Genomic DNA, 26420 nt, shown 5'->3' with positions numbered 1-26420 from the left:
ATGCCTGCATCTGTGGAGTGGAAATACGTGAATAAACCTTCTTACCTTATTTTTTTATTGCTGGCATTCGTGCTGAGTGGCTGTGCAGGGCAGGGGGCGAAAAAGACGCTTTCCTCGGGGCAAGATAGCCTTTTTGAAGAGACGACGGTTAGCGATAACGCCGATGAAGCATTGAAGCTAGCGCATTTATTGCGGGATAACGGGCGTCTAAAAGCCGCCTATGAAGTGTATGCAAAAATGGATGAGAAGGGGCAGTTAGCCGGGCCGTTTTTAGTTGAGTACGCCAGTATTGCTAGCTATGTAATACCGGGGTCGGATGTCATTAGTTTGTATCAACGGGCGGAAGCATCCTTGGGTAAAGAGATAACCACAGCGCAGCAGCAGGCCATATGCAGTGGTTTAGGGCGCGCTTACCTTGCCACCATTCAATTAAATAAGGCCAGTGAAAAATTTCACTGTGCCTTGCAGATCAGCGCGAAAAGCGTGCCAGCATTAAATGGCCTTGGGGTGATTGCCAGTATGAATGGGGATGCGGCTGGAGCGCAGGCAATGTTTCAGCAAGCGCTTGATATCGCGCCTTCTAATGAACTGGTGATTAATAATTTATCCTTATCTTGGATGACATCTCAGGACTATCAAAAAGCCATTAGCTTATTAAAAACCAAACGCAACAGTGACAACATATCCACACGCCTTAATCTTGCCTTAGCCTATGTGCTTTACGATAGGGAAGACATGGCAAGGGAGTTGTTGACCCATTCTATTGCTCGTGATAAAGCAGAAAAAATTCTCGCCCGCTATGTGTCGGCTAGGAGCCGAATTCAAAATGGTTCGGAAATATCCGCTGAAATTTTGTCTTTAACGAATTCGCCATTTGAGTTAAAGGATGAAGCTTAATGAAGTCACCAATTCTCACCTTCTTGAAGAAAAAAAATGCGGTTGTTTCTATTGAAGTCGCACTGAGTTTTCCGGTTCTTCTTTTTATTATTATGATGTTTTTTGAATTGGCTAGAATTGCTTTGATTGTTACAGTTGTCGATTTTTCATTAGAAAAATCTATGCAGGAATTTCGTTCAGACATGCAATATTATGCTAAGGGAAATGGTCAAATGACAAGGCTTTTAACAGAAAGGGTAATTGCTAATTCATTTGATATGTTGTCCTCGGAAAAATTGGATGTGGACTTGCAATCGTTCGATAACCTAGATGCATTTTCGGGTGAAAAGAATGATTCAGAGCGTTATTACAAGCACCCTATATTAAGTTTTAATGTTTTACTAAAGGAAGACTTTATCACCCCTTTACCTTCTATTTTTGGATTGGGTGAATCTTTTCAGCACGAATATAAATACATACTCGGTGATTTAATTGGTGTATCAGAGTCATGATTCGAGATTTTTTTTCTCAACAGAGAGGGAATGCTGTTCTTGAGTTTGCTTTGCTGCTACCAATATTAATTGGCGTGATTTTAGTGAGCGCTGATCTCTATAACATTAACCGCATTCGTGGTGTGTTTGAACAGTCATCCCATAACTTCGCTTCTATTCTAGCCAATCAATCTGAATTGAATGTGAAAAGCTTTGACCTGTTGGTGGAGAGTGTTTTTCCTGTCACGTCGTTAGGTGACTATAGTTTGATTGTATCGAAGGTGAACTTAGACCGTAGTATGGATTGGAAACCTATTTATAGAGGGGAGTTAGAAGGCATATGCCCTGAATATTCTGAAGGTGATCGATATGTTGGGGAGATGCCTGAGGAAGATAAAGAAGAGAGTGATGTGTCTTTTATTGTGGTTCAACTATGTCGTACAACACAGGGGCTAACCATGAACAGTGGGCTGTTAGGCGATAAATTAATTGAGTCGGTTGCCATGAATAGAATGTCCACCCATACGGTGAAATTGGATGAAAGACTTTCTGCTGAAGTGGGGGTCGACTATGACTAGCGTTCATGAAGAATGCGCTCAAATCGTTATAAGGGAGAAAGTAATATGATAATAGCGCGTGGAAAGGTTTTAATTTATCAGGTAATTGCTGTATTAAGCCTCATTATGGCATTTGTGGGTATTCTTCTACCGGGTATTCCCGCTGCAGAGTTTATTTTACTTTGTGCATGGGCCTCCGCAAAAAGCTCTCCAAAAATAAATAATTTTTTACACACTAATAAATATACGGGTCCTATTCTATATAACTGGAATAATGGCAAGGTGGTTTCTAGAAAAAGTAAGTTAATATCAAGCTTTAGTATGGTTTTATGCTCATTTTTTATTATCTATCATGATGTTAATTTGTATTTATCAGTATTTGCTTTTTCTGGAATGTTAATCGGTTTTGTTTGGATTTGGTCACGGCCAGAAAAAGTATCTTAAATATGATTTTTTCTTAATAATCCCGACATTGATGTTGGGGGAATAGGTTTATATTATTTATTTAATACGTTTTATAGTTGGGGTATGCAATGGAAATGGTCGTCGATAAAAAAGAAACTAGCGAAGAATTATCTTTTGCAAAGCGTTTGAAGTTTTCAACGCGAACAGATCATGATGGTGTTGATAAAATGGTCATGGCATCCAAGCCTTTTGATAATGAAGCGAACTATGCCAAATTTTTAACACTACAGCATGTATTTCACTCTACTGTTTCTCCTTTGTATCAGCATGCGGATTTACAAGGTCTTTTCCCCGGATTAGCTGAATTACCACGTTTATCTGCCGTTGAATTGGACCTGAAAGATCTCGGTATGGAGCCTGATGTTGACCCGTCATCATTGGAAAAGGTGGACGATATATATGAAGCGATAGGTTGGTTATATTGCAGTGAAGGCTCCAATATAGGCGCCGCTTTTTTGTATAAAGAAACACAGAAACTCAACTTTGACGCTGACCGAGGAGCAAGGCATTTGGCTGCTCATGCGGATGGGCGTGCACCACATTGGCGTAAGTTTGTGGCTCAGCTCGATGCGCTTTGTCTTACTGAAGAGCAAGAAGCGTTAGCTGTGAAAGGGGCGGTGAATGCTTTTGACTTTTATAAAAAGGCCTTGAGAACCACAGGCCTTTCCGTGAACTGATGGGTAAAAACGATTACTTAGTCGTTTTCCCTAGTAAGTAATCGAATGAGAAGACACCTGCCCCACGATGCATGAGTAATAGTGTGATAGCGAGCCATGTAGCGTGGGTTGGGTAAGCGTCGGGGTAGACAAAGAGTTGAATGACCAGGGTCATGCCCGCGAGCCCCAATGCCGCAAAGCGTGTAAAGAAACCCGTTAAGATCAAAATAGGTAAAATGTGTTCTGCTAAGGTTGCTAAAGTAGCGGCCACTGCGGTAGGCAGCAGGGGGAGAGCGTATTCATGCTCAAAAAGGAAGAGTGTGGTGTCGGTTAACTGAGGCCAGCCTAGGCTCATCTTCATGGCAATAATATCAAGAGAAAACCCCTCTATTTTGGTTTGTCCTGATTTCCAAAAGACGGCGGCAATCGCAAAACGTGCTACGAATAAAACCAGTGATTCGGGGATTTTTTTAAACAGGTTTTCACCTGTTTTCAGTATAAAGGACACCATAGTTTTTCCTTCTTGTTAGATGCTAGGTTCAGATACTTGAATCAGTAATTTCCAATCAATTAACTTTGCTAAACTCGCCCCTAAATCAAAATTGTCATTGTCCGGAACGGCTTCGCCTAATACTTTGCCCTGTAGAAGGTTATTTATAAATATTGCCTCGTTTTGGCTAATAATATAGAGCTTAGCGTAAATGTGAGACTTAGCGAGAAGTAAGTGCTCGCTATTGGTTGTTTTTATGTCTCTGAGTTTGTGTGTCGCATCGCTTTGGTGAGCTTGATAAATAGAGCCAATAGCAAAAGGGCAAGTACACACTTTTGAGCTAGGCGGTAGCGCTAAAATGAGCTGTGCAGGGTCTGAGGCATTCTCAAAAGCCGCTGCAATTTGTTCGCGTTCTAGAGTGTTATATTCTTGTTCGTTGGTTAGCTGTAATAAGCTGTGTTCAAGCTTTGCTAATCCACCTAAAAAAGGCAGGCTTTGCGCTGGTTCAAAGTGGTGAATAAAGTCAGAAAACGTATCGCCATATTCGCTGATGACCGGGCTTTGGGGTTGATGGAGAAGAATGTATTCTCTTGCCATAGCACGGAAAAAATCTTCTCCTACTAGAGCTTGAGTAACAGGAAAGATATCTGCCAAGGCATCCATCAGTGAGACGAAAATATTATTACGATACACATTAATTCGTGCTTCTTTTTCTATAGCGGAGTTGGCCCGAATTTCTTTATAAAAGCCATTATCTTGAGAAAATAGAGCGGCTTTAAGCTGTGTATTCATGCCTTGACTCCCTTACCTTAGCTCTTATCTCATCCGCATAATGAGCCTCTGTTAACAGCTCTGCTATGGGCGGTAAATTACCATCTCGTTCTATCAAAGTGGGGCAATCTCCAACATGCATTAATGTATGCTGATAGAGATCCCAAACATCATGGCAAACGGCTTCATCGTGGCTGTCTATTTTCAATGGAATGATGGCGTTTTGATCTAGGGTGTGGCCAGCAAGATGAATTTGCCCAACAGCATGAACTGGAAAAGCATTAAGGTAATCATAGGGGTCTGTTTTCTGGTTGAAGCAAGACACCTCGACATTGTTCACATCCAGTAATAAGCCGCACCCGGTTCGCTTTGTCATTTCGCAGATAAAGTCGATTTCGCTGCGATCACTACGGGTAAATTCAAAATAGGTTGAAGGGTTTTCAATCAGCACGCGACGCTGCAACGTACTTTGTAGTTGATCTATGTGCTCGCAAACTCTATTCAGAGTGGTTTGGTCATAGGCAACGGGTAGTAGGTCGTTCAAAAAAACATTGTTGTGAGTGGACCAGGCTAAATGCTCAGAAAACACCTCAGGCTTTATTTCATTGACCAGTTGAGCCACCCGGTTAAGATGCTGTTTATCCAATGGCATTTCACCACCAATGGACAAGCCAACGCCATGTACGGTGAAGGCATAATGTTCTCTAATTTGTTGTAAGTAATGACGTGCTGGGCCGCCTTTGCTCAAATAGTTTTCTGCGTGAATTTCGAAGAAACCTATTTCAGGAAAATCGGCTAGGATGCTATGAAAATACTTAGATTTTAGGCTAATGCCGGTTTGATGAAAAAAGCTAGAGGGCGTGGATACGCCCTCTACTCGGGAAAGCTTGTCGTTTGAAAGCGTTTCTTTTGCTGGTGCAGAAGTCATTCTAAAAATCGTTTCTTAAAATGCTTTTAATTGGCCATGGCCTGTTGAAGAGGTTTTTGATTCCATTTCTACGCAAGAACCTGCTGGGACGAGTTTCCATGCATCAGACTGGTAATCTGTTTTAGAGGTACCTGCACAAGAAGTTCCTGGGCCAGCGGCACAATCGTTTTGACCTGCTAATGCAACGCCGTAGCATTTTTCTTTGCTAGCGGCTTCTGCTGGAACGGCAACAGCAGAAAGTGCGATCGCTGTACCAAGAGCAAGAGACAAAGAAGCTTTAGTGTTTTTCATAGGTAGATCCTCATAGTTATTTAAAGTGGAAGACAAGTATGCCTTATTGTTACATATCCTTTGACGTTTGCTTTAACGAACTTATTACACCACAAAGTAAAAATATTTTTTTATTTTGTGGTTGCGTCCTTTCCTTTTATATAACGTTTTGAAATTTCACGCATTTCTTCCATCTGTTTACCAAACTGACGGCATGGCGAGCAGATCGCGGTATGCATGGCCAATGATACTTTTTCTTTGGTCGCGAGAGGGCGGTCCAGTTTCTCAGAGAGCAGTTGTGTGGCTTCTTTACATTTCATCATAGTGTTTATTAAGACCTCTCTGCTTGAAACCAATTGTCCTCTAGGCACTCTCTTAAGCGTAGTCGAGCACGGTACAGGGTGACATTTAAATTACTAATCGACATGGCTTCGTTATCACAAATTTCTGGTGTATCCATTTCTAGAAATTCACGCATCATAAATAGGCGGCCATATTTTTCGGGTAAAGCATTTAAACAAGCATCAAAAATACGCCAAAAATGCTCATTCTCTACACCGTGATCGGGTTGATCCCATTTCTTCGGACGCTCGTTTTGTTGCCAGTGTCCATTTTCCTCGAATAAATTATCGATTAGGGCTTCACCATTAGTGTTTGGCCCATTTTCCAGCTGCTCAACACCCACATGGCGTTTTTCTTTACGTAATAAATCAATGACCTTGTTCTTCAGGATAGAAAATACCCAAGTTTTAAATGCAGCTTGACGACCAAAGCGATCAATATTTTGGTATGCCGACAGCATGGCTTCCTGAACGGCGTCTTCTGCTAACTGACTATCCCTAACCTGCATTTTTGCAAATTTAAGCATTTGGTTACGTAGATCTTCTATAAATTCAGCATCTTGGAAAATACCCGCGGTAAATGCATTTTCTGTTTCAGAAGGGATATTCGCATTGATCATTTAAGCCTCGGCTGTCTCTTCTTAAAGTTAGACGTAATGGTTTTGAACTTTCTTACAAAAATGGAAACGATTTTTGCACTTTCTTTGAAGTCAGTCCTTTTCCTTCGTAATAAGTTCCGCATCCACTAAGTATTCGTCTTTGAGTTTGACGTAGTTTAAACCAGCGTATTGGAAGTATTCGATCTCCGCTTTGCTTAATGGACGAACCTGTTTTACTGGAGAGCCTAGATACATATAACCGGATTCTAAGCGCTTGCCCGGAGGCACGAGAGAGCCTGCACCTATGATGACTTCGTCTTCTATGACGGCGCCATCCAGAATCGTCGTTCCCATTCCTACCAGAACGCGGTTGCCGATTTCACAGCCATGTAGCATGGCCATATGACCAACAGTCACATCGTCGCCAATGGAAAGTGGGTGGCCTTCAGGCTTGTAATGGCTGGCGTGGGTGATATGTAGGCAAGAATTGTCTTGGATGCTGGTGCGGGCACCGATGCGAATGTGATGCATGTCCCCACGAATCGCCACGAGAGGCCAAACTGAGCTGTCGTCACCAATGGTTACATCACCAATCAATACTGCGCTATCATCCACCCAAACACGTTCGCCAAGTTGTGGCGTATTGCCACGGAAAGATTTCATAACCATAAACTCTAACCCTCTCTTAGAATGTTTTCTTATAAATGAAGAGTGTGCATTGAAAAACGACAAACACCACATACTAAATGAACATGTGATTATTAATACCTTCTTAGCGTGTCAGGTTAATGACAACTGTGTAAGAGGGCGAAAATGCTGAATTTAAAGGCACCAAAATTTCATTAAAGGATACCACGATATGCCACAGTCTGTATGGGACGCGACAAGCCTTCCACGTTTTTCTAGCGTTGATGTTGCCAGTATTGAGGCAGATCTAGAGACACTCCTGACCAGCAATCAAAGCGCCATTGAAGCTTGCGTGAGCAAGAATAGTGAGCCAACTTGGCAAAGTTTGGTGTTGCCATTGGATCAATTACAAGATGACTTAAATAATTTTTGGTCACCTATTAGCCATTTGAACTCTGTTAAAAATACCCCTGAAATGCGTACGGCCTACAATGCTTGCTTGCCAAAGTTGACCCAGTTCTACACCGACCTTGGTCAGAATAAGGCGCTTTATCAAGCTTACAAATTATTAGCGGAAAGTGATGCTGCGAAAAGCTTAACAGCGGCTCAAATTGAATCATTAACACAGACGATTCGTGACTTTGAGCTGTCTGGTGTTGGTTTGGAAGGTGAGGCGAAAAAGCGTTACGGGGAGATTAGTCAGCGGTTGTCTGAACTTGGCAGCCAGTTTGGGGAAAACGTATTGGATGCGACACAAGCATGGAGCAAGTTGATTACGGATGAAGAAGAGCTGGCGGGTCTACCAGAATCGGCCCTTGCACAAGCTAAGCAAATGGCCACAGCAAAAGAAAAAGACGGTTGGTTATTTACCCTAGACCTACCCTCCTATATTCCAGTGATGAGTTATGCTGATAACGCCGCTTTGCGTGAGGAAATGTACCGAGCTTATTCGACCCGGGCCTCTGATCAAGGTGGCGATATCAAGTTTGATAATACGCCTTTAATTGATGAAATCTTGTCGTTACGTCATGAAATGGCACAGATATTAGGTTTTGATAATTACGCTGAGTTATCCGTTGCGACTAAAATGGCGGACAACGGGCAGCAAGTGATCGACTTTTTAGAAAACCTTGCGAAACAATCAAGATCATCGGCAGAACAGGATCTTGCGCAATTGAAAGCCTATGCGAAAGATGAAAATGGTGTATCAGAATTAAATGCTTGGGATATGTCTTATTACGCGGAAAAATTGCGCCAACACAAATATGATCTTTCTCAAGAAACCCTTCGACCTTATTTTCCAATGAATAAGGTGCTATCCGGTTTGTTTCACGTGGCACAAACCTTGTTTGGTGTGGATATTCGTGAAGAAGATGAATTTGATAGTTACAACAACGACTTGCAGCTATTTACTATCAGCAAGAATGGAGAAGATATTGCACGCTTCTATCTAGATCCTTATGCCCGTGAAGGAAAGCGGGGTGGTGCTTGGATGGATTCATGTCGTACTCGCCGTCGTTTGAGCGATGACCGTTTGCAGCTTCCAATCGCCTATTTAGTTTGTAACTTTACGCCACCTATTGGTGATAAACCTGCCTTGCTTACCCATGATGAAGTGACTACGTTATTTCATGAGTTTGGTCATGGTTTGCATCATATGTTGACTCAAGTTGAGGTGTCATCGGTATCGGGTATTAATGGTGTGGCATGGGATGCGGTCGAGTTACCTAGTCAGTTTATGGAGAATTGGTGTTGGGAGCCAGAAGCTTTGGCTTATATTTCCGGTCATTATGAAACCAATGAGCCGCTGCCAAAAGATCTATTGGATAAAATGATGGCCGCGAAAAATTTCCAATCGGGAATGCAAATGGTGCGTCAATTGGAGTTCTCTTTATTTGATTTCCGCATCCATAGGGAATATCACGCAGGACTAAGTGTACAGGCTATATTGGAAGACGTGCGTAGTCAGGTCTCTGTTACTAGACCGCCAGGGTTTAATCGCTTTCAGAATAGTTTCTCGCATATCTTTGCAGGCGGTTATGCGGCAGGTTATTACAGCTACAAATGGGCAGAAGTGTTATCTGCTGATGCCTTTTCGAAATTTGAAGAAGACGGTATTTTCAATGCGAATACCGGGGCTCACTTCCGTGATACCATATTGGCAAATGGCGGTTCTCGCCCCGCAGCGGATTTATTTATTGAATTTCGTGGCCGTGAACCAAGCACTGATGCTCTGTTGAGACACAGTGGTATTGCCGCTTAAATTTTTGCACTGCAAGGACGCGGTAATTCATAGGGTAGATAAGGTTATGACAGTAAAACGCTTTATTGCGGGTGCCGTTTGCCCCCGTTGTAGTGAGATGGATAAGATTCGCGCATGGCGTGATGATGATGCGGAGAAGCAATACCGTGAATGTATTTCCTGTGGCTATGAAGATGCCCAATCGACCGTTGTACAGGCACAGCCTACTGAGATTCCAACACGGGTAAATACACCCCATAGTAGCGCGCCAGAAGCGGAAGAAGTGGTGATTAACTTTATCCCTAATTCTGGTATGACAAAGCACTAAAGCGAGCCTTTTAAATAAAAACGGATTCACTGACAGGTGAATCCGTTTTTTTTGCTGTTGATTTTGTCTAAACCTTACTCAGCATTGGTTAACCAAAGAATATCCAACGGTTGAATTTTTTCAAGGGCAAGGAGGTCAATGTTCTCGTTGCTTAGGAGGTTGTATGCAGAGTCTTGTCCAAGGTGCTCACTTAACGGTGCGGTAAGTTGAATTAGGTGCTCACTCATATTGGCGACAACGACTAGGGTTTTGTTAGCAGAGCGGCGCTTAAAGGCAAACAGGTGTCCGCTGTTCAGTGTGATGAGTTCAAATTCTTGAGCGGCGAAAATAGTATTTCCTTTGCGAATCTGGATCATGTCACGGATGAGCTTAGCGATTTGACCTTGCGGTGTTGTTGGGTCCTCGGCAAGAGCGAAATCCTTCCCTGTTAGCTTTTTACGATGTACCCAACGGCTATCTTCTTCTTTCGCTGGATCGGCTAGGTAATCATCGTTGTTTAGAACACCAAGATCGTCCCCTTGATAGAGAAGTGGAATCCCCGGCATGCTGAAGTTGATGCCGTTTAAGACGCGAATGCGTTTGATCGCATGATCAAGCAATACAGGGTCATTTTGTGCAACAGCCTTTTCAACACCTGCTAAAGAAGCCAAGGTTCCGCATACTCGGCAGTCGCCATTGACTGGGTTTTCTTGGAAAGGCACACCCGCGGCGAAAGCGCCTTCAAACTGGCCTGTATAAAATTGATTTAAGAAGTGGCGATGGCCGTAACCATTTATGCCAAGTCGATCTGAGATCGCGTCATCCCATAACCAGCCAATGTCGTCATGGCAGCGAATGTAGTTAATCCATGTCGTATGCTCTGGAATTTGAAAACTACGCTCAAGGGATTGATATAACAGCTGTGTTTGACGGGTTGCCAGACTCTCCCACAACAATGCCATCATCAATGGGTTGTACGAAAGTGTGCATTCGTCCGCACCTATGTATTTGTTCACTTCATCTGGGTGCACAATGGCTTCTGACTTAAAGACGACTTTAGGCGCGGCAATGTCCAAACAGGCTTTGAAGGCTTTAATCAGGTTGTGAGCTTTGGGGAGGTTTTCACACACTGTGCCTTTTTCTTTCCACACAAAGGCCAGAGCATCCAGGCGTAACACATCGCAGCCATTTAAGATAAGGTGCAGCATTTCTTCGACGACCGCGACGAATACCGCAGGGTTGGAGTAATTCAAATCCCATTGGAAGGAGTTAAAGGTGGTCCATACATGGCTGTTTAATTCTGGGTAATGGGTAAAACTACCACGACGAATTTGTGGAAAAATTTCTCGCACCGTTTGGTTGTATTCGGATGCTTCTTGTTCGTCCATGAAGTAGTAATACCCTTGGAATTCTTTATCGCCTTGCTTTGCGGCTTCGGCCCAACGGTGTTCGTCTGAAGTGTGGTTAAAGACAAAGTCTAAGACCATGCGAATGCTTTTTTTATGTAAAGCAGAGGCCAAATCTTTTAAGTCTTTGTTGGTGCCCAAGTTAGGCGAGACGGTTCGATAGTCTGAAATGGCGTAGCCACCGTCACTGTTGCCTTCTGGGGCTGAATAAAGCGGCATCAGGTGCAGGTAGTTGATACCCAAGGATTCAAAGTATGGGATTTTATCGATGAGCGAGCCTAGATCATCAGCCAGTAAATCCACATATACCGCAATGCCAACATTTTTATTGGATTCAAACCAGAATTCTGAGTTGTCTTTAATTTGTACTGGGCGTTTTTTTTTCTGAAAATCGGCGAAAGACTGCAGTAATACTTTGAGATGATAATAGAGATCAAAGCAATTGCCATACAGCGGATATAACTGAGTGAAAAGTGGTTCAAAGCCGGATTCTAAGCGGCCAATGAAAGACGCTTTTTGTGTTGCTGTGAGGTGACTTAAATCCAATTCTGATAGAAGACGTTGGTGTGTTTTTGTCGACTCAAAAGATAAGTCAATTACCATGTTGGTGCCTTTTATAAAGAGCTCGTTGGGCAAACACGAGCTAAGTTGTCGTTATTTTTAGATGGGGGTATTACGCCTTAAAATAGGCTTTTTTTAACGCATAGAGTAACTGGTTTTCTGATAGTGAAAGCTAGCTTAAGGGGTATGTCTGGTCAATATGTGGGCTCTCTAAATACTGACTTAATTTTGCAAAGCCTCTTTCTCTAGGGAGATTGAGGGGGGGGAGAGTGTGGATCTGGTTATCAGCGTAGTCACTGTCAATCACGCAAAGGGCTATTTTGAGTCCAAGCTTTGAAACTTGTAAAGCAATCTATGTGGAAAGGGGTTGCTTTTCGGGCCCGAAAGAAAGGGCAATTGCTTTACTCACGGTTAGCGGCTAACAGCGGCGGTAAGAAAAACGTCGGATATGAACCGACGTTTTTGCTTTTGTGAAGAGAAGGTTAGTTCATTTCTGTGATGAACTCTTCTTTTGAGCGGCGAACTTTCTTTAGACCTTTTAGCCAGTCACCGTCATCGGCACGGTAACCAAGCGGTAGTAAAACAACCGAGCGTAAGCCACGTTCCGTCAAACCTAGGATTTCGTCTACTTTCGCAGGATCGAAGCCCTCCATTGGCGTGCTGTCTACACCTTCTTCTGCCGCCGCAATGAGCGCAGTACCCAGACCAATATAGGCTTGGCGAGCCGCGTGCTGGTAATTCACTTCTGCGTCACGTTTTGGATAAGCGCCTAATAACATCTGGCGATAGTTTTCCCAGCCTTCGTTAGAAAAGCCACGTTCATTATTAACAAGGTCGAACATGTGGTTAATGCGTTCTTCTGTGTAGTTATCCCACGCTGCAAAAACCAATAGGTGAGAGCCATCTGTGATTTGTGCTTGGTTCCACGCGTTTGGTACAATGGCTTCACGTAGTTCTTTGTTTTTAACCACGATCACTTCGTAAGGCTGAAGGCCGCTTGAGGTCGCAGTAAGGCGAACGGCTTCTAGAATGCGGTCTACTTTTTCTTGCTCAACGGCTTTTGTCGCGTCCATCTTTTTTGTGGCGTAACGCCAGTTTAGTTTGTCTAATAAATTCGACATGTTGAAGTTCCTTAATTAGGTGAGGTATGCAACTTATATGGTTGATTTATACGAAACTTCAAGTGAGCATTTGAGAAAGCAATGAGTAAGCGTCTTAAATTTTCTGCTCAGTACTTGAGTCGAGATACTCAGTCAGTTGCTCAGCTTCTAAAGGTCGGCAAAGGTGGTAGCCTTGTAAAAGGTGTGCTCCAATGTCCTTAAGTATTTTTTCTTGTTCAGCGGTTTCCACTCCTTCTGCAACGACTCTAAGGCCCATGGAATGGGCAATTTCCATCACCGCCTTGATGATGCTCAAACCCGTGCTATCGATTTTATTGATGAAGCTTTTATCAATTTTGATAATGTCAGCTCCCAAGTTTTGCATACTAGAAAGGGATGAGTAGCCTGTTCCAAAATCATCAATAGATATTTTGATATTAAGCTTCTGTAGAGCTTGTATCTGCTCTAAAAGTGTCTTTTGGTCCGTAGCAAAAACGGATTCGGTGATTTCTATGAGTAGTAAGCTAGGGTCAAATTGTAAACGAGTGAGTAAGCTTTGAACCTGACTGGCAAAGTTATGGTCTTGCAGTTGTATGACAGAGACATTCACACTGACTGAAGGAGGTTGAGACCCTTTCGATAAGCTGATGCTTTGTAGGCAGGCCTGTTCTATTACCCATAAACCTATGGTCTTGATCAGACCATATTGTTCTGCTAAAGGAATAAATTCTACGGGCGCCACTTCTTCGCCATCAAGGTGCCACCTGAGTAATGCCTCTAGACCCGTTACCTTACCGGTCTGGCTTTCTAAAATAGGCTGAAAGACTAACCGCAAAGCATTTTCTTCAATGGCGGTGGACAGTCGATCACTGAGCAAACGTTCGCGTATTAAACGCTGGCGTAGTGATTCGTTGAAGTAGCCAACTTGACCCTTTTCAACACGCTTCTGATGGTACATCGCCATATCGGCATTTTGAATCAGGCTGTCATGGTGGGTGCCGTGTTCTGGGTATAAAGCCACACCAATGGTTGCCCCAATCCAAGTTTGGGATTGTTTAGTAATATGAGGAGAGCTAACCGCTGTTATGATTTGTTGAGCAAAGTGATGAGTTTGTTCATGGCTTTCATAGTTGAGTACTACCAAGAACTCATCGCCGCCCCAGCGACATAAAAGAAGAGAGCCTTTGCATAATGAAGCGATTCGCGAAGAGGTATCTTTAATGACCTTGTCGCCGACTTCGTGGCCCATGCTGTCATTGATTTGTTTAAAGCCATCCAGATCAATAAACAACAGAGCTAAAGAGGTTGATGGGTTTACAGCAACCATGTGGTTGAGCTCTTTGAGAAAAGCGTTGCGATTCAATAGCCCCGTTAACGGGTCGATATTAGAAAGCCGATAAATTTCTTGAGTACGTAGCTCAACCTTTTTCTCCATATCCCGCAATAATTGGAGGTGCTGAGTTTTTAGATGAATAGCATCTTTAGTAAAAGAAGATGTCTTATGAGCAGATAACATCATTACAAAAGTAAATCCTAAGCCAATTAAGCCTAGTAAATGCTGGTGTGAATCCTCCGACAGTAGCAGTAATACCGCTAGGGGCCCTAATATAATGAGCGCATAAGTGACGGCGGTAAATTGATGGGCAGACCAGAGATTTGCGCCACCCGCGGCCATGCCACAGATAACTATGATGGTGACTGTCAACTCATCTGGGCTTGAAAAGGGGAAAAAGTATAGTGCATAGGCGCTCCAGATACTGGCTCCCATAGAAGCAAAAACAGTAAAACGCAGTATATCTTGTTGTAGTGAGAAGAGGTTTTTATAGACTTCCTTTTGATATAGAACGGAGTCTAAATGGCGTAATGATATAAACACCATCATCAGGACCCACCAAATAATTTTATGGTCAGTGTATTCTTGGTCTTCAGAATCAAACTCAAAGCCAAATACAAGAGAAGTACTCACAAGGAAGGAGACAAAGGAACCCGCACTAACATTGGCGTATAAAAGGCGTAAGGCTTCCCGTAATTCGACTTCTTTCAGGCTTGTTTTGTTTCTCATTCCTTCTCCTATATAAGCATCTAGTTGCTTCGCTACATACTTTCCATGAACGTCGATTCTAAAGTAGCCATCTCCATAAACTGTATACTAAGCGAGTTCGTTCTTTTTTATACGGCAGAAAAACGTAATGTATCGTAGTTTACTAGTTGAACGCGTTTAACTTTGTTACTAGCCAAAGCGTCACAAAACGAAAAAGTATTCGTTTTTCTAGGAACTCTGTTTTTTGTAAGTTACTTTAATTGTTAAAGATTAGAGTAGTACTTAGTTTTATCAATACATTTATAAATGTAAATAGGAGATATTTATGACTCAACAGCTAGTACTTAGCTTTATTGGGGACGATAAAATCGGCATTGTTGAGCGTCTTTCCGATACGATTGCACAGTACCACGGAAATTGGTTAGAAAGCCGTATGGCCCACCTGGCAGATAAATTTGCTGGCATTTTGACCGTGTCTGTTGCTGTTGAGCATCAAGCGGCCCTAATTAATGCCTTACAAAAATTTGACCAATTTGGTTTGAATGTGACGGTAGAGTTAGCTAAACAGCATGAGGCCGAAGGGTCTAGTTTATCTTTATCCGTGGTTGGCAATGATAGACCGGGGATTGTGAAAGAAGTATCGCAAGTGCTGCATGCATTAAACGTCAATGTGAAAGAATTAACGACTTCTTGTGAACCTGCACCGATGAGCTCGGATATGTTATTTAAAACCGAGATGGTCTTGGTTGCCCCAAAAGAACTGGATTTGTCCGTGTTAGAAGATGCCTTAGAGAATATTAGCAGTGATCTGGTAGTTGAGTTATCTGTGAGTTAGTTCGCTTAAGCCTAATAATATTGCCTTGTTGCCCTTTATATTAGAGACTTTTGCACGATTGCTGCGCGCACCAATACATTGTTAAAAACAGACTCAAAATGCGCATTTACAACCCATAAACTCTGCTTCTTCGTCTGTTTTTGCCTCGTATTGGCTTTGTTCGCGACTTTGTGCAACGGTCTCATCTAGAGGGCTAATTTACTTTTTGCAGGTCGAGATCCCGAATGGCAGGTAAGCTGGGCATACCTTAATTACTCCTGTTAGAAGTAGAATGACTCCGAGTGCGCCCCACCATGAATTTGAGTAAGCGCCAATTGCTATGATCGCAACGCCAAGGATTATTCTGATGGTTCGATCTGTTTTACCTATGTTAGATTTCATTAGGTTCTCCTATCGGGTTTAGCTTATAGGTGACTCAACACTGTCTCGTATAATAGAGAGTGCTTAGAGAAAGGCTGTTGTGCCTATTTTTTGACCATACCCCGTAACCTAGGTCTTTGCTATTTTTTCTGCTTGTTTCTTGATCTATGTGCTAGTTAGCCTTTTTCTTGTAACAGCATAAAAAAAACCGACCTCCATATCATTGGTAGGCCGGCTTTTAGTTTTTAGTGCGAGTTTAGTTTCTGATCAAGTAATCAAATGCCCCAAGTGCAGCGGTTGCGCCCGATCCCATGGAGATGATGATCTGCTTGTATGGCGTTGTGGTTACGTCGCCTGCGGCAAATACACCGGGGATAGAGGTTTGGCCGTGTGCATTGGTGACGATTTCACCTCGATTCGTGAGTTCCAGTGTGTCTTTTAAGAACTCGCTGTTTGGTACCAAACCGATTTGCACGAAGATGCCGGCCACGTCGACTAGGTGCGACTCGTCTGTGGTTCTATCTGTGTATTTTAAGCCAACAACACGTTCTCCATCGCCAATCACTTCTGTGGTCATGGCCGATTTGATGATGGTGATGTTCGGCATGGACTCTGCTTTTTTTACTAATACATCATCGGCACGAAGTGTATCTGCAAATTCGAAGACGGTGACATGCTCTGTAATACCCGCAAGGTCGATAGCCGCTTCAATACCAGAGTTACCGCCACCGATAACCGCCGTTTTCTTGCCTTTGAATAAGGGGCCGTCACAGTGTGGGCAGTAAGCCACGCCTTTATTTCGGTATTCTTGCTCGCCAGGTACGTTCATTTCGCGCCAGCGTGCTCCTGTGGCTAGGATCACGGATTTGCTTTTTAATACCGCGCCATTTTCTAGTTCGACTTCGATGAATTCTTTTTTCTCTAGGCGAACCGCTTTTTGCGTTTTCATTAGGTCAACATCGTAATCAAGAACGTGCTGCTCAAGACCTGCGACCAGCTTTGGCCCTTCGGTTTCTTTTACTGAGATGAAGTTTTCAATGGCCATGGTGTCGGCGACTTGTCCACCGAATCGCTCAGCAATCACGCCAGTACGAATACCCTTACGAGCAGAATAAATTGCCGCAGACGCACCTGCTGGACCACCGCCAACGATGAGCATGTCGTAGGGCGCTTTTTCGGAAAGTTCAGCGGCTTTTTTATCCGCTGCGCCAGTATCGACTTTATTTAGAATTTCTTCTAACGACATACGGCCTTGTCCGAAGAGCTCGCCATTTAGGTAAACCGATGGCACGGCCATGATGTTGCGTTCGCTTACTTCGTCTTGGAATAAAGCACCATCTATCATGGTAGTGGTAACGTTCGGGTTAAGCGCTGCCATTAAATTCATGGATTGCACGACTTCCGGGCAATTTTGACAGGTCAAAGAGATGTAGATCTCAAAATTTAACTTACTCGTTAATGACTTAGCTTGATCCTGTAATGCTTGGCTAGCCTTTGATGGATGGCCGCCAGCTTGTAAGAGTGCAAGGACAAGAGAGGTAAACTCGTGACCCATTGGAATGCCTGCAAAACGAACGCGAGGTTCTTGCCCCTGTGGCGCGATGGCCATCTGTGGTGCACGGCCTGTTGGGGAATTGTCTACAGACAAGGAAATTTTATCGTTTAATGTCGCAATTTCTTTGGATAAGGAAACGAGTTCTTCTGCTTTAGCAGAACCGTTAGTAGACACAGTAATCTCGATAGGATTAATAATGTTCTGTAGGTAGGTTTCCAATTGCTGTTTAATGGTTGTGTCTAACATGATGTAATCCATCCTTATTTACTGTGTTGCTTAATAAAAGGGTCAGATCCCTTAATGTGAGTCTGATGTAATAGACCCCTTTGGTGTATTTTTAAGGGGTCTGACCTCTTTTAGAGGGTTATTTCTTTACTTAGATTTTGCCAACGAGATCCAAAGAAGGAGCAAGAGTTTCTTCACCTTCTTTCCATTTTGCTGGGCATACTTCACCTGGGTGAGCAGCTACGTATTGTGCGGCTTTTACTTTGCGAAGCAGGTCTTCTGCGTCACGGCCAATACCTTCGGCAGTAATTTCCATTGCTTGGATGGTGCCTTCTGGATCGATCAAGAAAGTCGCACGATCTGCAAGGCCTTGACCTTCACGCATCACGTTAAAGTTGTTAGTGATGTTGCCTGTTTGGTCACCAACCATGAAGTATTGGATTTTGCCAATAGTGTCAGAGCTGTCATGCCATGCTTTGTGAGTAAAGTGAGTGTCAGTTGAAACAGAGAACACTTCTACGCCACGTTTTTGCAATTCTTCGTAATGATCTGCTACGTCACCAAGTTCTGTTGGGCAAACGAAAGTGAAATCGGCTGGGTAGAAAAAGAACACAGCCCATTTGCCTAGAACATCTTTCTCAGAAATTTCTACGAATTCGCCATTTTTAAAAGCCGTTGCATTGAATGGTTTGATTTGAGTGTTGATCATTTGTATTTCTCCTAAAGTGTGTTTTGAGTGCGTTACCAACAGGAGCCATATTAGGGAGAATAGATCGATTAATAAAATTGTTAATAACTAAAATATCAATTGTAAAAAACTATAGCTGTGTTTTTTTGAAGAGGATGAGAAATAAAAAAGCCCCAACAACTTAGCGTGCCTAAGATGTTGGGGCTTTCATTGGGCTTGTTCGGTGTTATTTAGGCTTGTTATGACAACTCGTCTAAGCCGTGTTGGAAGCTTTCTAATAAATCATCGGTATCTTCAATGCCAATAGAACAGCGAATCATTTGCTCACTGATGCCTGATTTTGCTCGGTTTTCTGGCCCCATTTCATAGAAAATCGTACTGGCCATAGGTAACGCCAAGGTGCGGTTGTCCCCTAGGTGAGTGGCATTAATAATAATATCAATGGAATCCAATAGCTGAGCGCAATCGTAGCCTGCTTTTAGATCAAAGCTGAGGATGGTGCCATAAAGTTTAAACCAATGAGTAGCTCTGTCGTGCTGAGGGTGAGAAGGCAAACCCGGGTAGTAAACCGTGTCAACTTTATCATGGGCCTCTAGCAGCTGAGCTAATGCCAGAGCGTTTGCGCAGGCTCTGTCCATGCGTAAGGCCATGGTTTCTGCGCCTACTGCGATTTGATAGGCGCCATCTGAACTCAGTGATCCGCCCATGTCTCGTAAGGCTTTTTTCTTGATTTGAGTCAGCGCCCACTTGCTTTTATCACCTTTTCGATAGGCGTCAAAAATATTAGGGTAATCTGTCCAGTCGTACATGCCTGTTTCTGTGACGGCGCCGCCTAAAACGGTACCGTGACCACAAAAATATTTAGACAAGCTGTTCATCACCAAGCTGGCTTTTACTCTGATGGGCTGAAACAAGTAAGGTGAGGTCATGGTGTTATCCACGAAATACACCACGCCTTGTTGTTCACACCAGTCACCAATGGCAGCCAAATCGGCTATTTGTGTGCCTGGGTTGGCAAGGGTTTCCACAAACACCATTAGGGTATTATCTTGCTTTGCTGCAATGACGTTCTCTACATTTGTGGCGTCAACCAAGGTTACTTCAATACCGAAATTTTCTAAGGTAGTGATTAGACTGTAAGAATTACCAAACAAAAAACGGCTGGCGATGAGATGATCACCACTTTTTAGCAAAGTGAGAAAGGTGGCACTTAAAGCGGCCATGCCGGTTGCAAAAACCAAGCTGCCAACACCTAACTCGGTTTGCGTAATCATGGACTGTAAGCTGTCAGTGGTTGGTGTGGCTTGTCGTGCGTAACTATGCCCCACGGTTTTGCCTTGAAACACATTTTCTAGATCTTTTGTGCTCTTGTAACCATAAGGCACAGAGTTATAAATAGGCGTATGAATAGGGCTATCGTTATAACTTTGTTGGCGGTCATGGTGAACAATGTTACTGGTAAAACCTTTTAACTTTATCATGTATGCATCATCACATTTTTTTGTTGAATGACGGCTCAAACTTAGTCGTCTTAATAATTTGTTTCGTTATGATAATACGGTTCTAAGAGTGATACTAGAAGAGACCTTTGCACGACTGCTGTGCGTACCAATACATTGTTAAAAATAGACTCAAAGTGCTCATTTATAACCCATAAACTCCGCTTTCTCGTCTATTTTTACCTCGTCTTGGCTTTGCTCGCGACTTCGTGCAAAGGTCTCTAGAAAAGTTAAAAGGCTCAATCACCGCTATCGCCACTGATTTAATCGTGCCATTTTTAAATGACGTTCATGCTCTGCTTGATCCACCGTCATCGGAGTGAATTGAATCACATCACCGGGCTTCTTCTGAGATAATATGCCACCGCCATAGCTGGTCACGCAGCCCATTTTTGGGTAACCGCCAATGGTTTGCCTGTCTCTTAACAGCACAATCGGTTGACCATCTTTAGGGATTTGTACTGCTCCATAAGCGATACCTTCTGAGATAATGCCTTTTATATCACTGGTAATGGCGTTGCCTTCCATTCGATAACCCATGCGGTCACTGTTTGACGAGACGGTAAAATCGCTGGAAAAAAAGTGCGCCCGTTCCATCGATGAAAAAGACTGATACTGATAACTTAACACCAGAGGAATGTCTGTCTGGCTGTAATCAGGAATAGCGGATCTAGGCACGGCCCTTTGTTTGTGTTCGCTGCTTGCTTTGTATTCGAGCCAATCGCCTTTTTGTAGCTTGTCGCCTTTACCGGTTAATCCCCCTAGCTTTTCTCGCACAACGGTAGCAACACTGCCGAGGACGGGTTGGCATAAAAAGCCACCTTTTACCGCAAGGTATGCTCTTAAGCCCCAAACGGGTTGCTGGAAAGTCAGTACATCATTTTTCTTAATGGCATAGGTTTGCCAAGGGGTAATGCTTTTTCCGTTTAAGCTGGTGGCAAGGTCGGCACCAGTAATAGCGATGCTGGTGTCGGCTTGTGCTTCTAGTGTTAGCATGCCGAAAGTAATTTCAATTTGTGTATTATTTGGGTCGTTATCAAGCAGCGCATTGCCCCAGCGAAATGCCATTTCATCCATTGGACCACCTGTCGTCAGGCCAATCGACTGATGACCATGACGCCCTAAATCTTGTATCAGTGCCATGAGGCCAGGTTTGATTACTTTAAAAGCCATCGAGTTGACCTCCTAATACTAAAAATTCGTCCCGGGAAATGGGTTCAAATCGTACCGAATCTCCCATGGCAATTAAGGCGAGGTTTTCACTGCCCCAATCGATTAGGTTTAATGGCGTACGTCCGATAATCTGCCAGCCACCCGGTGTGACGCTTGGGTAGACAGCGGTTTGGTTCTCGGCAATGGCAACACTACCAATAGGAACTTTAAGTCTAGGAGTGTTTTTTCGGGGTATGTGCAACTCATTAGGTGTGTTACCAAGGAAGGCAAACCCCGGTGTGAAGCCGACAGCATAGGCTCGATAAATTGTTTCACTGTGACGTTGGATGATTTCTTCTTCAGTTAACTGGCAATGGTTTGAAACATCGCTTAAATCAGGTCCCACTTCTTTGCCATAATAAACAGGAATCACGATTTCGCGACAATCTGTTTGCAATGGCTCGTTAGGGTCTATGTTGGTTATCACATGACGAATCGCTTTAATAATGGCAAAGCGGTCATAGTGATCACCATCAAATACAACAAGTAGTGTGGTATAGGATGGTACTAAATCAACGACACCATTTAATCTTTTTAAATGATGAGTAAGTTGGGCAATTCGATTGGAAACCGTTTCGTTAATAACCTGACTAAAAGTGAGTAAGCACGCGTGGTCACTGACCATGTCTATACTTGGTAAGGTGGAAGCATCAATTTGGCTCATGATTTAGTTCGCTTTTACCTTATTTAATCCGTCTACGAGCGAACGAATACGAGTGACCGCATCAACAGCATGGGCGCCATCCCCATGGACACAAATGGTATCGGCATGAATTTTAATGGTTTTTCCTGATCCTGTTGTGACAGTGCCGGTTTCACACAATTGAATAACTTGTTTTTCGATGAGTTCAAAAGAGGCGTGAACGGCATTGGCTTCTTTGCGTGGTGTCAGTCTTCCTTCGTCTGTATATAGACGATCAGAGAAGGCTTCAAACCAAACGGTTAAGCCATATTTTTTTGCCATTTCTTTTATTTCGTTGCTTTCGGGAACCGCACCAACCATGAGAGGAAGCGTGGCATCTAATTCGCTCACCGCTTGCATGACGGTGTCTAAAATACTGAAGTTCGCCATCATTTGGTTGTACATGGCGCCATGTGGTTTTACGTAGTCCACTTTCACATTTTGCCCAGCGCATATGCCTTTCAAGGCACCTATCTGATATTGGATTAACGCTTTTAATTCAGTTGGCGCTATGTCCATATTACGACGACCGAAGCCAACTAAATCAGGGTAACCTGGGTGGGCACCAATGGTGACATTATGTTGCTTGGCTAGAGCCACTGTTTTTACCATAGTTAATGGATCGGAAGCATGAAAGCCGCAGGCAATATTAGCCTGATCTACAAACGGCATGATTTTGTCATCCAATCCCATTTTCCATGCGCCAAACGCTTCACCCATATCGCAATTTAATTTCATTTTATGTTCCCACTTTTAGTCTTAGTTTTGCGACATGGTCGCTGGTAAATAGGTCACTATTTCAGGAAAAACGCTGATAAACACGATAGCTAAACCGATCAGTAAAAAGAAAGGTAGAGCGGCTTTAGCCACATAAAGAATGTTTTTCCCCGTTAAAGATTGAATCACAAATAGATTAAAACCAACGGGAGGCGTTATTTGCGACATTTCCACCACTAAAACAATAAAAATACCAAACCACAGAAGATCTATATTGGCTGCTTGAACCATAGGAAGTACAACAGCAACGGTTAATACCACCACGGAAATACCGTCTAAAAAACAACCTAAAACAACGAAGAAAATCGTTAAATATAGAATGAGTACCATAGGCGATAGCGATAAAGAGCTGATCCACTGCGCCAATGCGCTAGGAATGCCTAAAAAGCCCATAGCAAGCGTTAAAAAGTGTGCACCAACCAAGATGAAGCCAATCATGCAGGAGCTTTTAACTGCGCCTAGCAAGCTATCAATGAAGCTATTTATATTCAGAGATCCGGTAAGGGCAGCCAAAACAAGGGCACCACTTACGCCCAATGCGGCAGCTTCTGTCGGTGTGGTCAGTCCGCCGTAAATAGAGCCTAAAACGAAACCGATTAGACCGAGAACCGGCAGTAATTGGCGTAGTGCTTTAATCCGTTCCGACCAACTTGTTTTTTTACCTGTGGACTTAGGTAATTCGTCTTTATGTAGGTAGCCCCAAATCATGGTGAAGCCCATGAATAGACAGACCAATAATAGACCCGGTAAAGCGCCCGCGATAAAGAGGCGAGCAATCGACACTTCCGCAGCTACTCCATAAACAATCAGAATAATAGAAGGTGGAATTAACAGCCCTAACGTACCTGATCCTGCTAGTGTACCTATGGCCATTCTTTCGCTATAACCTTGCTTACGGAGTTCGGGCAGCGTCATCCGTCCAATGGTGGCTGCCGTTGCCGCAGAGGAACCTGATACGGCGGCAAAAATCCCACAACTTAAAATGTTTACATGGAGTAATTTTCCCGGAACGCCACTCAGCCAAGGGGATAATCCCTTGAATAAATCTTCTGATAATCGCGTACGAAATAGCACTTCACCCATCCAAATAAATAGAGGTAATGCGGTTAACGACCAAGCGGTACTTGCTCCCCAACTAGAGGTGGCAAACAATAAATCGATTTGATAATTTTCTGACAAAATGAGACCGATGCCGCCAATGGCAATGAGGGTGAATGATACCCAAACACCCATAGATAATAAGACGAGCATGGCAACGGCTAGAATGATGGAAATCCATGTCATATCCATTAGATTTCCTCCAAAGATAATTCGTCTTCTAGCGTGCTGTATGTTGGTTGTTTTCCACGTAGTGCCATAATTAATGCGTCTAATACCGCGAGGTTTAAAGCGATCATGCCAACGGCAACGGGAACCTGAGGAATCCATAACGGAACGGGTATATAGCCATAAGATACTTCGTTATAAATATAAGATTCGTAAACCATATAAATGCATGAATAAGATAAGAAGCACAGCAAGGCAAAAGACAGAGCAAGAATGACGCCTTCCTGGATTTGACGAGGCAATGGTGATAAACGCTGTATTAAAAGGGTCACACGAATATGGCCACCTTCGCGAAAAGTATAAGCCAGTCCAAGAAAGGTTGAAGCGGCAAGCGCATAACCAGCAAAGTCTTCTGCTGATGGCACAATAAAGCCTATAAAGCGCCCGATAATTTGGGCCAGTAACAGGAGAGTAATAATAACGATACACAACCCAGATAATAGGCCAGAGCATAGGTAAAGTTTTTCTTTTAATTGGCTCATAGTGTTCACTTTTTGAGAAGAAGGTACCGCCTAGGTTGTCATGGATATGCTTATTTAGAAAAGTCTCTAAACAAACTATCCGGACAAAAGTCACTAGGCGGTATTGGGAGGACTCTTTTACTACAGGTTATTTATTGTAGTTCGATAGAATGTCACCAACCGCTTTAGGGTCTTCGGCTTTCCATTCTTCTGTCATTGTTTTACCAATGGCTTTTAATTCTGCTACAAGCTCAGCTGATGGCTCAGTGACCTTCATGCCGTTCTCAATCAGAATTTTAGTATCTTTTTTAGCGCGTTCAACGACTTTTGTCCAACCAGCCGCTTCGGCCTTTGCGGCTGCGTCCATGACAATTTTCTGTGTTGCTTTATCTAAACGGCGGAATGCTCGTTTGTTTACGATAACGATGTTTTTAGGTATCCATGCTTTTATGTCCGTATAGTAATTAACATAATCCCAAGCTTGGCTGCCAACACCTGTTGAGGGAGATGTTACCATCGCTTGAATGATGCCAGTACTAAATGCTTGGGGGATATCAGGGACTTGAATTGTCGTTGGAGTTGTTCCCATGAGGTCTGCAAGGCGAGAAGTTGATGGGCTATATGCACGCATTTTTGTGCCTTTTAGGTCGGCTAGTGTATTTACTGCATTCTTGCTATAAAGACCTTGAGCAGGCCAAGCAACCGTATAAAGTAAAATCATACCGTCTTTATCGAGTTGTTTCGCAACAGCAGGTTTCGCTGCCTCCCATAATTTTTTAGCATCGGCATAAGTCGTGGCTAAAAATGGAATGTTATCGTGTTTGTAAACAGGGTTTTCATTACCCAAAATACCCAAAAAAATCTCACCCATTTGCACTTGGCCGGTTTTTACTGAGCGTGGAATTTCTGTGTGCTTAACCAAAGAGGCACCAGAGTGAACTGTGATGTCTAAATCGCCATTGGTTTGAGCTTTAATCTCGTTTGCAAAGTCATAAGCAATTTGCGTTGGAAGATTACCGTCACCATAAGGTGTTGGCATGTGCCATTTTGCTGCAAAGCTGGCAGTGGAAACGAGTCCACCAATAAGTAACGCGCTGGTTAGTTTTAACATATCTTGTTCCTTTTAAGGCTCTGTTTTTATTAAGTTAGTGGTTTTTAGTGGTGTTACATTTTTAACTTATGAGTTCTTTTTCATAAGCTTTTGCGTATCAGTAATGCAATTATTTTATAAGTCGATGTCAGTCATTAAAGAACGGCCAAATCGGTATCTAAAATATCAGTAATAAGCATTTTCCCCGGTGCATGAGTAATGCAAATCGGTGGTTTGGCATTACGTATTGCGACTTGAGGTGTGACGCCACAGGCCCAAAAAACAGGTATTTCACCGTCTTTTACTGTGACCGGCTCGCCAAAGTCTGGCTGGCTTAGGTCGTGTATACCTATCTCTTGTGGTGTGCCGAAGTGCAAAGGCGCGCCATGTGCTTTTGGAAAGCGTGTGGTGATTTGAATGGCACGAATGGCATCTTTTGGTTTGTATGGACGCATGGTGACGACCGTGTTGCCAAAGAAACGCCCTGCTGGCGTTGTTGCTATGTTGGTTTCATACATAGAAACATTGACGTTTTCTTCAATGTTTCTTGGTGCTAGCCCAGCTTGAGAAAGCGCGTGCTCGAAAGAAAAAGAACAGCCTAAAACAAATACCACCATATCGTCTTGCCATAAGTTTGCGATGTCTGAACGACTTTCGACCATCTCCCCATTACGGTGGACATAATATTCGGGAAGGTCATGGCGTATGTCTATGTCTGTCGCTAATTCTGGAAGACGATAATCACCGATTTCAGAAACACCAATGAGTGGACAAGAGACAGGGTTCTTTTGACAAAAAAGTAAGAATTCATTGGCCCAATCGGCCGGCAAAATGACCACGTTCCCTTGCATAGCGCCAGTGACAAGACCACTGGTTGGCCCTGTATGGTCATTACTGCGAATAGCTTGGCGCAATTCACGAGTTTGTTGCAGTAAAGGTGATTCAGATTGTTTCATCTACGTTTTCCTTATTATTGCCACAT

Annotated in this window: 29 protein-coding genes; 8 read left to right on the top strand and 21 right to left on the bottom strand. The window is 43.3% G+C overall.

Annotated features, from left to right (window positions below):
- The 5 genes from I8J31_RS00450 (at position 1) to I8J31_RS00430 (ending at position 3066) form a co-directional block, all read left to right on the top strand.
- Positions 1 to 897 carry a tetratricopeptide repeat protein gene (locus tag I8J31_RS00450; protein ID WP_199466221.1) on the top strand — a complete coding sequence of 299 codons (897 nt, stop codon included), beginning with the start codon at positions 1 to 3 and terminating at the stop codon, positions 895 to 897.
- Positions 897 to 1388, top strand: coding sequence for a pilus assembly protein (locus I8J31_RS00445; RefSeq protein WP_199466220.1), 492 nt, complete (start codon positions 897 to 899; stop codon positions 1386 to 1388). Before I8J31_RS00450 ends, I8J31_RS00445 begins: the two co-directional genes overlap by 1 nt.
- The gene (locus I8J31_RS00440; protein WP_199466219.1) at positions 1385 to 1945 is read left to right on the top strand and encodes a TadE/TadG family type IV pilus assembly protein; all 561 of its coding nucleotides are present in this window, start codon (positions 1385 to 1387) and stop codon (positions 1943 to 1945) included. The genes I8J31_RS00445 and I8J31_RS00440 overlap by 4 nt, the downstream gene beginning before the upstream one ends.
- 45 nt (positions 1946 to 1990) lie before the next feature.
- Positions 1991 to 2368, top strand: coding sequence for a YbaN family protein (locus I8J31_RS00435; protein ID WP_233402518.1), 378 nt, complete (start codon positions 1991 to 1993; stop codon positions 2366 to 2368).
- A gap of 89 nt (positions 2369 to 2457) precedes the next feature.
- Positions 2458 to 3066, top strand: coding sequence for a biliverdin-producing heme oxygenase (locus I8J31_RS00430; RefSeq protein WP_199466218.1), 609 nt, complete (start codon positions 2458 to 2460; stop codon positions 3064 to 3066).
- Positions 3067 to 3079: 13 nt separating this feature from the next.
- On the opposite strand, the gene I8J31_RS00425 is transcribed toward I8J31_RS00430, so the two are convergent.
- The 7 genes from I8J31_RS00425 to I8J31_RS00395 form a co-directional block, all read right to left on the bottom strand.
- A complete protein-coding gene (locus I8J31_RS00425; protein WP_199466217.1) occupies positions 3080 to 3556 on the bottom strand; it encodes a DoxX family protein in 477 nt (158 codons plus the stop codon).
- A 15-nt stretch (positions 3557 to 3571) separates the two neighbouring features.
- A complete protein-coding gene (locus I8J31_RS00420) occupies positions 3572 to 4327 on the bottom strand; it encodes an HvfC/BufC N-terminal domain-containing protein (RefSeq protein WP_199466216.1) in 756 nt (251 codons plus the stop codon).
- Positions 4311 to 5234, bottom strand: coding sequence for an MNIO family bufferin maturase (gene bufB / locus I8J31_RS00415; protein WP_199466215.1), 924 nt, complete (start codon positions 5232 to 5234; stop codon positions 4311 to 4313). Before bufB ends, I8J31_RS00420 begins: the two co-directional genes overlap by 17 nt.
- Positions 5235 to 5249: 15 nt before the next feature.
- Positions 5250 to 5525 carry a BufA1 family periplasmic bufferin-type metallophore gene (locus I8J31_RS00410; RefSeq protein WP_199466214.1) on the bottom strand — a complete coding sequence of 92 codons (276 nt, stop codon included), beginning with the start codon at positions 5523 to 5525 and terminating at the stop codon, positions 5250 to 5252.
- A 110-nt stretch (positions 5526 to 5635) separates the two neighbouring features.
- Positions 5636 to 5827 (bottom strand): zf-HC2 domain-containing protein, encoded by a 192-nt coding sequence (locus tag I8J31_RS00405; RefSeq protein ID WP_199466213.1) that lies wholly within the window; start codon positions 5825 to 5827, stop codon positions 5636 to 5638.
- Between the two features lie 8 nt (positions 5828 to 5835).
- Positions 5836 to 6465: an RNA polymerase factor sigma-70 gene (locus tag I8J31_RS00400; RefSeq protein WP_199466212.1), complete on the bottom strand. Its 630-nt coding sequence runs from the start codon at positions 6463 to 6465 to the stop codon at positions 5836 to 5838.
- 90 nt (positions 6466 to 6555) lie between these two features.
- On the bottom strand, positions 6556 to 7113 hold the full coding sequence (locus I8J31_RS00395) for a gamma carbonic anhydrase family protein (RefSeq protein ID WP_199466211.1): 558 nt from the start codon (positions 7111 to 7113) through the stop codon (positions 6556 to 6558).
- Between the two features lie 190 nt (positions 7114 to 7303).
- On the opposite strand from I8J31_RS00395, the gene prlC reads away from it, so the two are divergent.
- Together prlC and I8J31_RS00385 are read left to right on the top strand one after the other, a co-directional pair.
- Positions 7304 to 9334 carry an oligopeptidase A gene (gene prlC, locus I8J31_RS00390; protein ID WP_199466210.1) on the top strand — a complete coding sequence of 677 codons (2031 nt, stop codon included), beginning with the start codon at positions 7304 to 7306 and terminating at the stop codon, positions 9332 to 9334.
- A 46-nt stretch (positions 9335 to 9380) separates the two neighbouring features.
- A complete protein-coding gene (locus tag I8J31_RS00385) occupies positions 9381 to 9641 on the top strand; it encodes a YheV family putative zinc ribbon protein (RefSeq protein ID WP_199466209.1) in 261 nt (86 codons plus the stop codon).
- 74 nt (positions 9642 to 9715) lie between these two features.
- Here I8J31_RS00385 and I8J31_RS00380 read toward each other — a convergent pair whose 3' ends face one another.
- From I8J31_RS00380 to I8J31_RS00370, 3 genes are all read right to left on the bottom strand, one after another.
- Positions 9716 to 11629: an alpha-amylase family protein gene (locus I8J31_RS00380; RefSeq protein ID WP_199466208.1), complete on the bottom strand. Its 1914-nt coding sequence runs from the start codon at positions 11627 to 11629 to the stop codon at positions 9716 to 9718.
- A gap of 440 nt (positions 11630 to 12069) precedes the next feature.
- On the bottom strand, positions 12070 to 12708 hold the full coding sequence (locus I8J31_RS00375; protein ID WP_199466207.1) for an NAD(P)H-dependent oxidoreductase: 639 nt from the start codon (positions 12706 to 12708) through the stop codon (positions 12070 to 12072).
- A gap of 94 nt (positions 12709 to 12802) precedes the next feature.
- Positions 12803 to 14749: a putative bifunctional diguanylate cyclase/phosphodiesterase gene (locus tag I8J31_RS00370; protein WP_199466206.1), complete on the bottom strand. Its 1947-nt coding sequence runs from the start codon at positions 14747 to 14749 to the stop codon at positions 12803 to 12805.
- A 304-nt stretch (positions 14750 to 15053) separates the two neighbouring features.
- On the opposite strand from I8J31_RS00370, the gene I8J31_RS00365 reads away from it, so the two are divergent.
- Positions 15054 to 15563, top strand: a complete 510-nt coding sequence (locus I8J31_RS00365) for a glycine cleavage system transcriptional repressor (protein WP_199466205.1) — start codon at positions 15054 to 15056, stop codon at positions 15561 to 15563.
- A gap of 198 nt (positions 15564 to 15761) precedes the next feature.
- Here I8J31_RS00365 and I8J31_RS00360 read toward each other — a convergent pair whose 3' ends face one another.
- The 11 genes from I8J31_RS00360 to I8J31_RS00310 form a co-directional block, all read right to left on the bottom strand.
- The gene (locus I8J31_RS00360) at positions 15762 to 15944 is read right to left on the bottom strand and encodes a YgaP family membrane protein (protein ID WP_199466204.1); all 183 of its coding nucleotides are present in this window, start codon (positions 15942 to 15944) and stop codon (positions 15762 to 15764) included.
- 235 nt (positions 15945 to 16179) lie between these two features.
- Positions 16180 to 17724 (bottom strand): alkyl hydroperoxide reductase subunit F, encoded by a 1545-nt coding sequence (ahpF, locus tag I8J31_RS00355; protein ID WP_199466203.1) that lies wholly within the window; start codon positions 17722 to 17724, stop codon positions 16180 to 16182.
- Between the two features lie 130 nt (positions 17725 to 17854).
- Positions 17855 to 18412 carry an alkyl hydroperoxide reductase subunit C gene (ahpC, locus tag I8J31_RS00350; protein ID WP_233402517.1) on the bottom strand — a complete coding sequence of 186 codons (558 nt, stop codon included), beginning with the start codon at positions 18410 to 18412 and terminating at the stop codon, positions 17855 to 17857.
- 218 nt (positions 18413 to 18630) lie between these two features.
- Positions 18631 to 19872, bottom strand: a complete 1242-nt coding sequence (locus I8J31_RS00345; RefSeq protein ID WP_199466202.1) for a cystathionine gamma-synthase family protein — start codon at positions 19870 to 19872, stop codon at positions 18631 to 18633.
- 267 nt (positions 19873 to 20139) lie between these two features.
- The gene (locus I8J31_RS00340; RefSeq protein WP_199466201.1) at positions 20140 to 21063 is read right to left on the bottom strand and encodes a 5-oxoprolinase subunit C family protein; all 924 of its coding nucleotides are present in this window, start codon (positions 21061 to 21063) and stop codon (positions 20140 to 20142) included.
- Positions 21053 to 21766 carry a 5-oxoprolinase subunit PxpB gene (pxpB, locus tag I8J31_RS00335; protein WP_199466200.1) on the bottom strand — a complete coding sequence of 238 codons (714 nt, stop codon included), beginning with the start codon at positions 21764 to 21766 and terminating at the stop codon, positions 21053 to 21055. Before pxpB ends, I8J31_RS00340 begins: the two co-directional genes overlap by 11 nt.
- Before the next feature lie 3 nt (positions 21767 to 21769).
- Positions 21770 to 22522 carry a 5-oxoprolinase subunit PxpA gene (locus I8J31_RS00330; protein ID WP_199466199.1) on the bottom strand — a complete coding sequence of 251 codons (753 nt, stop codon included), beginning with the start codon at positions 22520 to 22522 and terminating at the stop codon, positions 21770 to 21772.
- A gap of 21 nt (positions 22523 to 22543) precedes the next feature.
- Positions 22544 to 23851, bottom strand: coding sequence for a TRAP transporter large permease (locus tag I8J31_RS00325; protein WP_199466198.1), 1308 nt, complete (start codon positions 23849 to 23851; stop codon positions 22544 to 22546).
- Positions 23851 to 24369 (bottom strand): TRAP transporter small permease, encoded by a 519-nt coding sequence (locus I8J31_RS00320; RefSeq protein WP_199466197.1) that lies wholly within the window; start codon positions 24367 to 24369, stop codon positions 23851 to 23853. The genes I8J31_RS00325 and I8J31_RS00320 overlap by 1 nt, the downstream gene beginning before the upstream one ends.
- A gap of 127 nt (positions 24370 to 24496) precedes the next feature.
- Positions 24497 to 25459: a TRAP transporter substrate-binding protein gene (locus I8J31_RS00315; RefSeq protein WP_199466196.1), complete on the bottom strand. Its 963-nt coding sequence runs from the start codon at positions 25457 to 25459 to the stop codon at positions 24497 to 24499.
- Between the two features lie 134 nt (positions 25460 to 25593).
- Positions 25594 to 26394: a putative hydro-lyase gene (locus tag I8J31_RS00310; RefSeq protein WP_199466195.1), complete on the bottom strand. Its 801-nt coding sequence runs from the start codon at positions 26392 to 26394 to the stop codon at positions 25594 to 25596.
- Positions 26395 to 26420: the final 26 nt, after the last annotated feature.

The sequence above is a fragment of the Marinomonas transparens genome (genome assembly GCF_016463975.1).
GTDB classification, from domain to species: Bacteria; Pseudomonadota; Gammaproteobacteria; order Pseudomonadales; family Marinomonadaceae; genus Marinomonas; species Marinomonas transparens.
This window is presented reverse-complemented; position numbering and strand designations above follow the sequence as displayed.

What these genes read in the sequence shown, in the direction of transcription:
- I8J31_RS00450 (WP_199466221.1), top strand. Translation starts at nt 1, where the DNA reads ATGCCTGCATCTGTGGAGTGGAAATACGTGAATAAACCTTCTTACCTT.
- I8J31_RS00445 (WP_199466220.1), top strand. Translation starts at nt 897, where the DNA reads ATGAAGTCACCAATTCTCACCTTCTTGAAGAAAAAAAATGCGGTTGTT.
- I8J31_RS00440 (WP_199466219.1), top strand. Translation starts at nt 1,385, where the DNA reads ATGATTCGAGATTTTTTTTCTCAACAGAGAGGGAATGCTGTTCTTGAG.
- I8J31_RS00435 (WP_233402518.1), top strand. Translation starts at nt 1,991, where the DNA reads ATGATAATAGCGCGTGGAAAGGTTTTAATTTATCAGGTAATTGCTGTA.
- I8J31_RS00430 (WP_199466218.1), top strand. Translation starts at nt 2,458, where the DNA reads ATGGAAATGGTCGTCGATAAAAAAGAAACTAGCGAAGAATTATCTTTT.
- I8J31_RS00425 (WP_199466217.1), bottom strand. Translation starts at nt 3,556, where the DNA reads ATGGTGTCCTTTATACTGAAAACAGGTGAAAACCTGTTTAAAAAAATC.
- I8J31_RS00420 (WP_199466216.1), bottom strand. Translation starts at nt 4,327, where the DNA reads ATGAATACACAGCTTAAAGCCGCTCTATTTTCTCAAGATAATGGCTTT.
- bufB (WP_199466215.1), bottom strand. Translation starts at nt 5,234, where the DNA reads ATGACTTCTGCACCAGCAAAAGAAACGCTTTCAAACGACAAGCTTTCC.
- I8J31_RS00410 (WP_199466214.1), bottom strand. Translation starts at nt 5,525, where the DNA reads ATGAAAAACACTAAAGCTTCTTTGTCTCTTGCTCTTGGTACAGCGATC.
- I8J31_RS00405 (WP_199466213.1), bottom strand. Translation starts at nt 5,827, where the DNA reads ATGATGAAATGTAAAGAAGCCACACAACTGCTCTCTGAGAAACTGGAC.
- I8J31_RS00400 (WP_199466212.1), bottom strand. Translation starts at nt 6,465, where the DNA reads ATGATCAATGCGAATATCCCTTCTGAAACAGAAAATGCATTTACCGCG.
- I8J31_RS00395 (WP_199466211.1), bottom strand. Translation starts at nt 7,113, where the DNA reads ATGGTTATGAAATCTTTCCGTGGCAATACGCCACAACTTGGCGAACGT.
- prlC (WP_199466210.1), top strand. Translation starts at nt 7,304, where the DNA reads ATGCCACAGTCTGTATGGGACGCGACAAGCCTTCCACGTTTTTCTAGC.
- I8J31_RS00385 (WP_199466209.1), top strand. Translation starts at nt 9,381, where the DNA reads ATGACAGTAAAACGCTTTATTGCGGGTGCCGTTTGCCCCCGTTGTAGT.
- I8J31_RS00380 (WP_199466208.1), bottom strand. Translation starts at nt 11,629, where the DNA reads ATGGTAATTGACTTATCTTTTGAGTCGACAAAAACACACCAACGTCTT.
- I8J31_RS00375 (WP_199466207.1), bottom strand. Translation starts at nt 12,708, where the DNA reads ATGTCGAATTTATTAGACAAACTAAACTGGCGTTACGCCACAAAAAAG.
- I8J31_RS00370 (WP_199466206.1), bottom strand. Translation starts at nt 14,749, where the DNA reads ATGAGAAACAAAACAAGCCTGAAAGAAGTCGAATTACGGGAAGCCTTA.
- I8J31_RS00365 (WP_199466205.1), top strand. Translation starts at nt 15,054, where the DNA reads ATGACTCAACAGCTAGTACTTAGCTTTATTGGGGACGATAAAATCGGC.
- I8J31_RS00360 (WP_199466204.1), bottom strand. Translation starts at nt 15,944, where the DNA reads ATGAAATCTAACATAGGTAAAACAGATCGAACCATCAGAATAATCCTT.
- ahpF (WP_199466203.1), bottom strand. Translation starts at nt 17,724, where the DNA reads ATGTTAGACACAACCATTAAACAGCAATTGGAAACCTACCTACAGAAC.
- ahpC (WP_233402517.1), bottom strand. Translation starts at nt 18,412, where the DNA reads ATGATCAACACTCAAATCAAACCATTCAATGCAACGGCTTTTAAAAAT.
- I8J31_RS00345 (WP_199466202.1), bottom strand. Translation starts at nt 19,872, where the DNA reads ATGATAAAGTTAAAAGGTTTTACCAGTAACATTGTTCACCATGACCGC.
- I8J31_RS00340 (WP_199466201.1), bottom strand. Translation starts at nt 21,063, where the DNA reads ATGGCTTTTAAAGTAATCAAACCTGGCCTCATGGCACTGATACAAGAT.
- pxpB (WP_199466200.1), bottom strand. Translation starts at nt 21,766, where the DNA reads ATGAGCCAAATTGATGCTTCCACCTTACCAAGTATAGACATGGTCAGT.
- I8J31_RS00330 (WP_199466199.1), bottom strand. Translation starts at nt 22,522, where the DNA reads ATGAAATTAAATTGCGATATGGGTGAAGCGTTTGGCGCATGGAAAATG.
- I8J31_RS00325 (WP_199466198.1), bottom strand. Translation starts at nt 23,851, where the DNA reads ATGGATATGACATGGATTTCCATCATTCTAGCCGTTGCCATGCTCGTC.
- I8J31_RS00320 (WP_199466197.1), bottom strand. Translation starts at nt 24,369, where the DNA reads ATGAGCCAATTAAAAGAAAAACTTTACCTATGCTCTGGCCTATTATCT.
- I8J31_RS00315 (WP_199466196.1), bottom strand. Translation starts at nt 25,459, where the DNA reads ATGTTAAAACTAACCAGCGCGTTACTTATTGGTGGACTCGTTTCCACT.
- I8J31_RS00310 (WP_199466195.1), bottom strand. Translation starts at nt 26,394, where the DNA reads ATGAAACAATCTGAATCACCTTTACTGCAACAAACTCGTGAATTGCGC.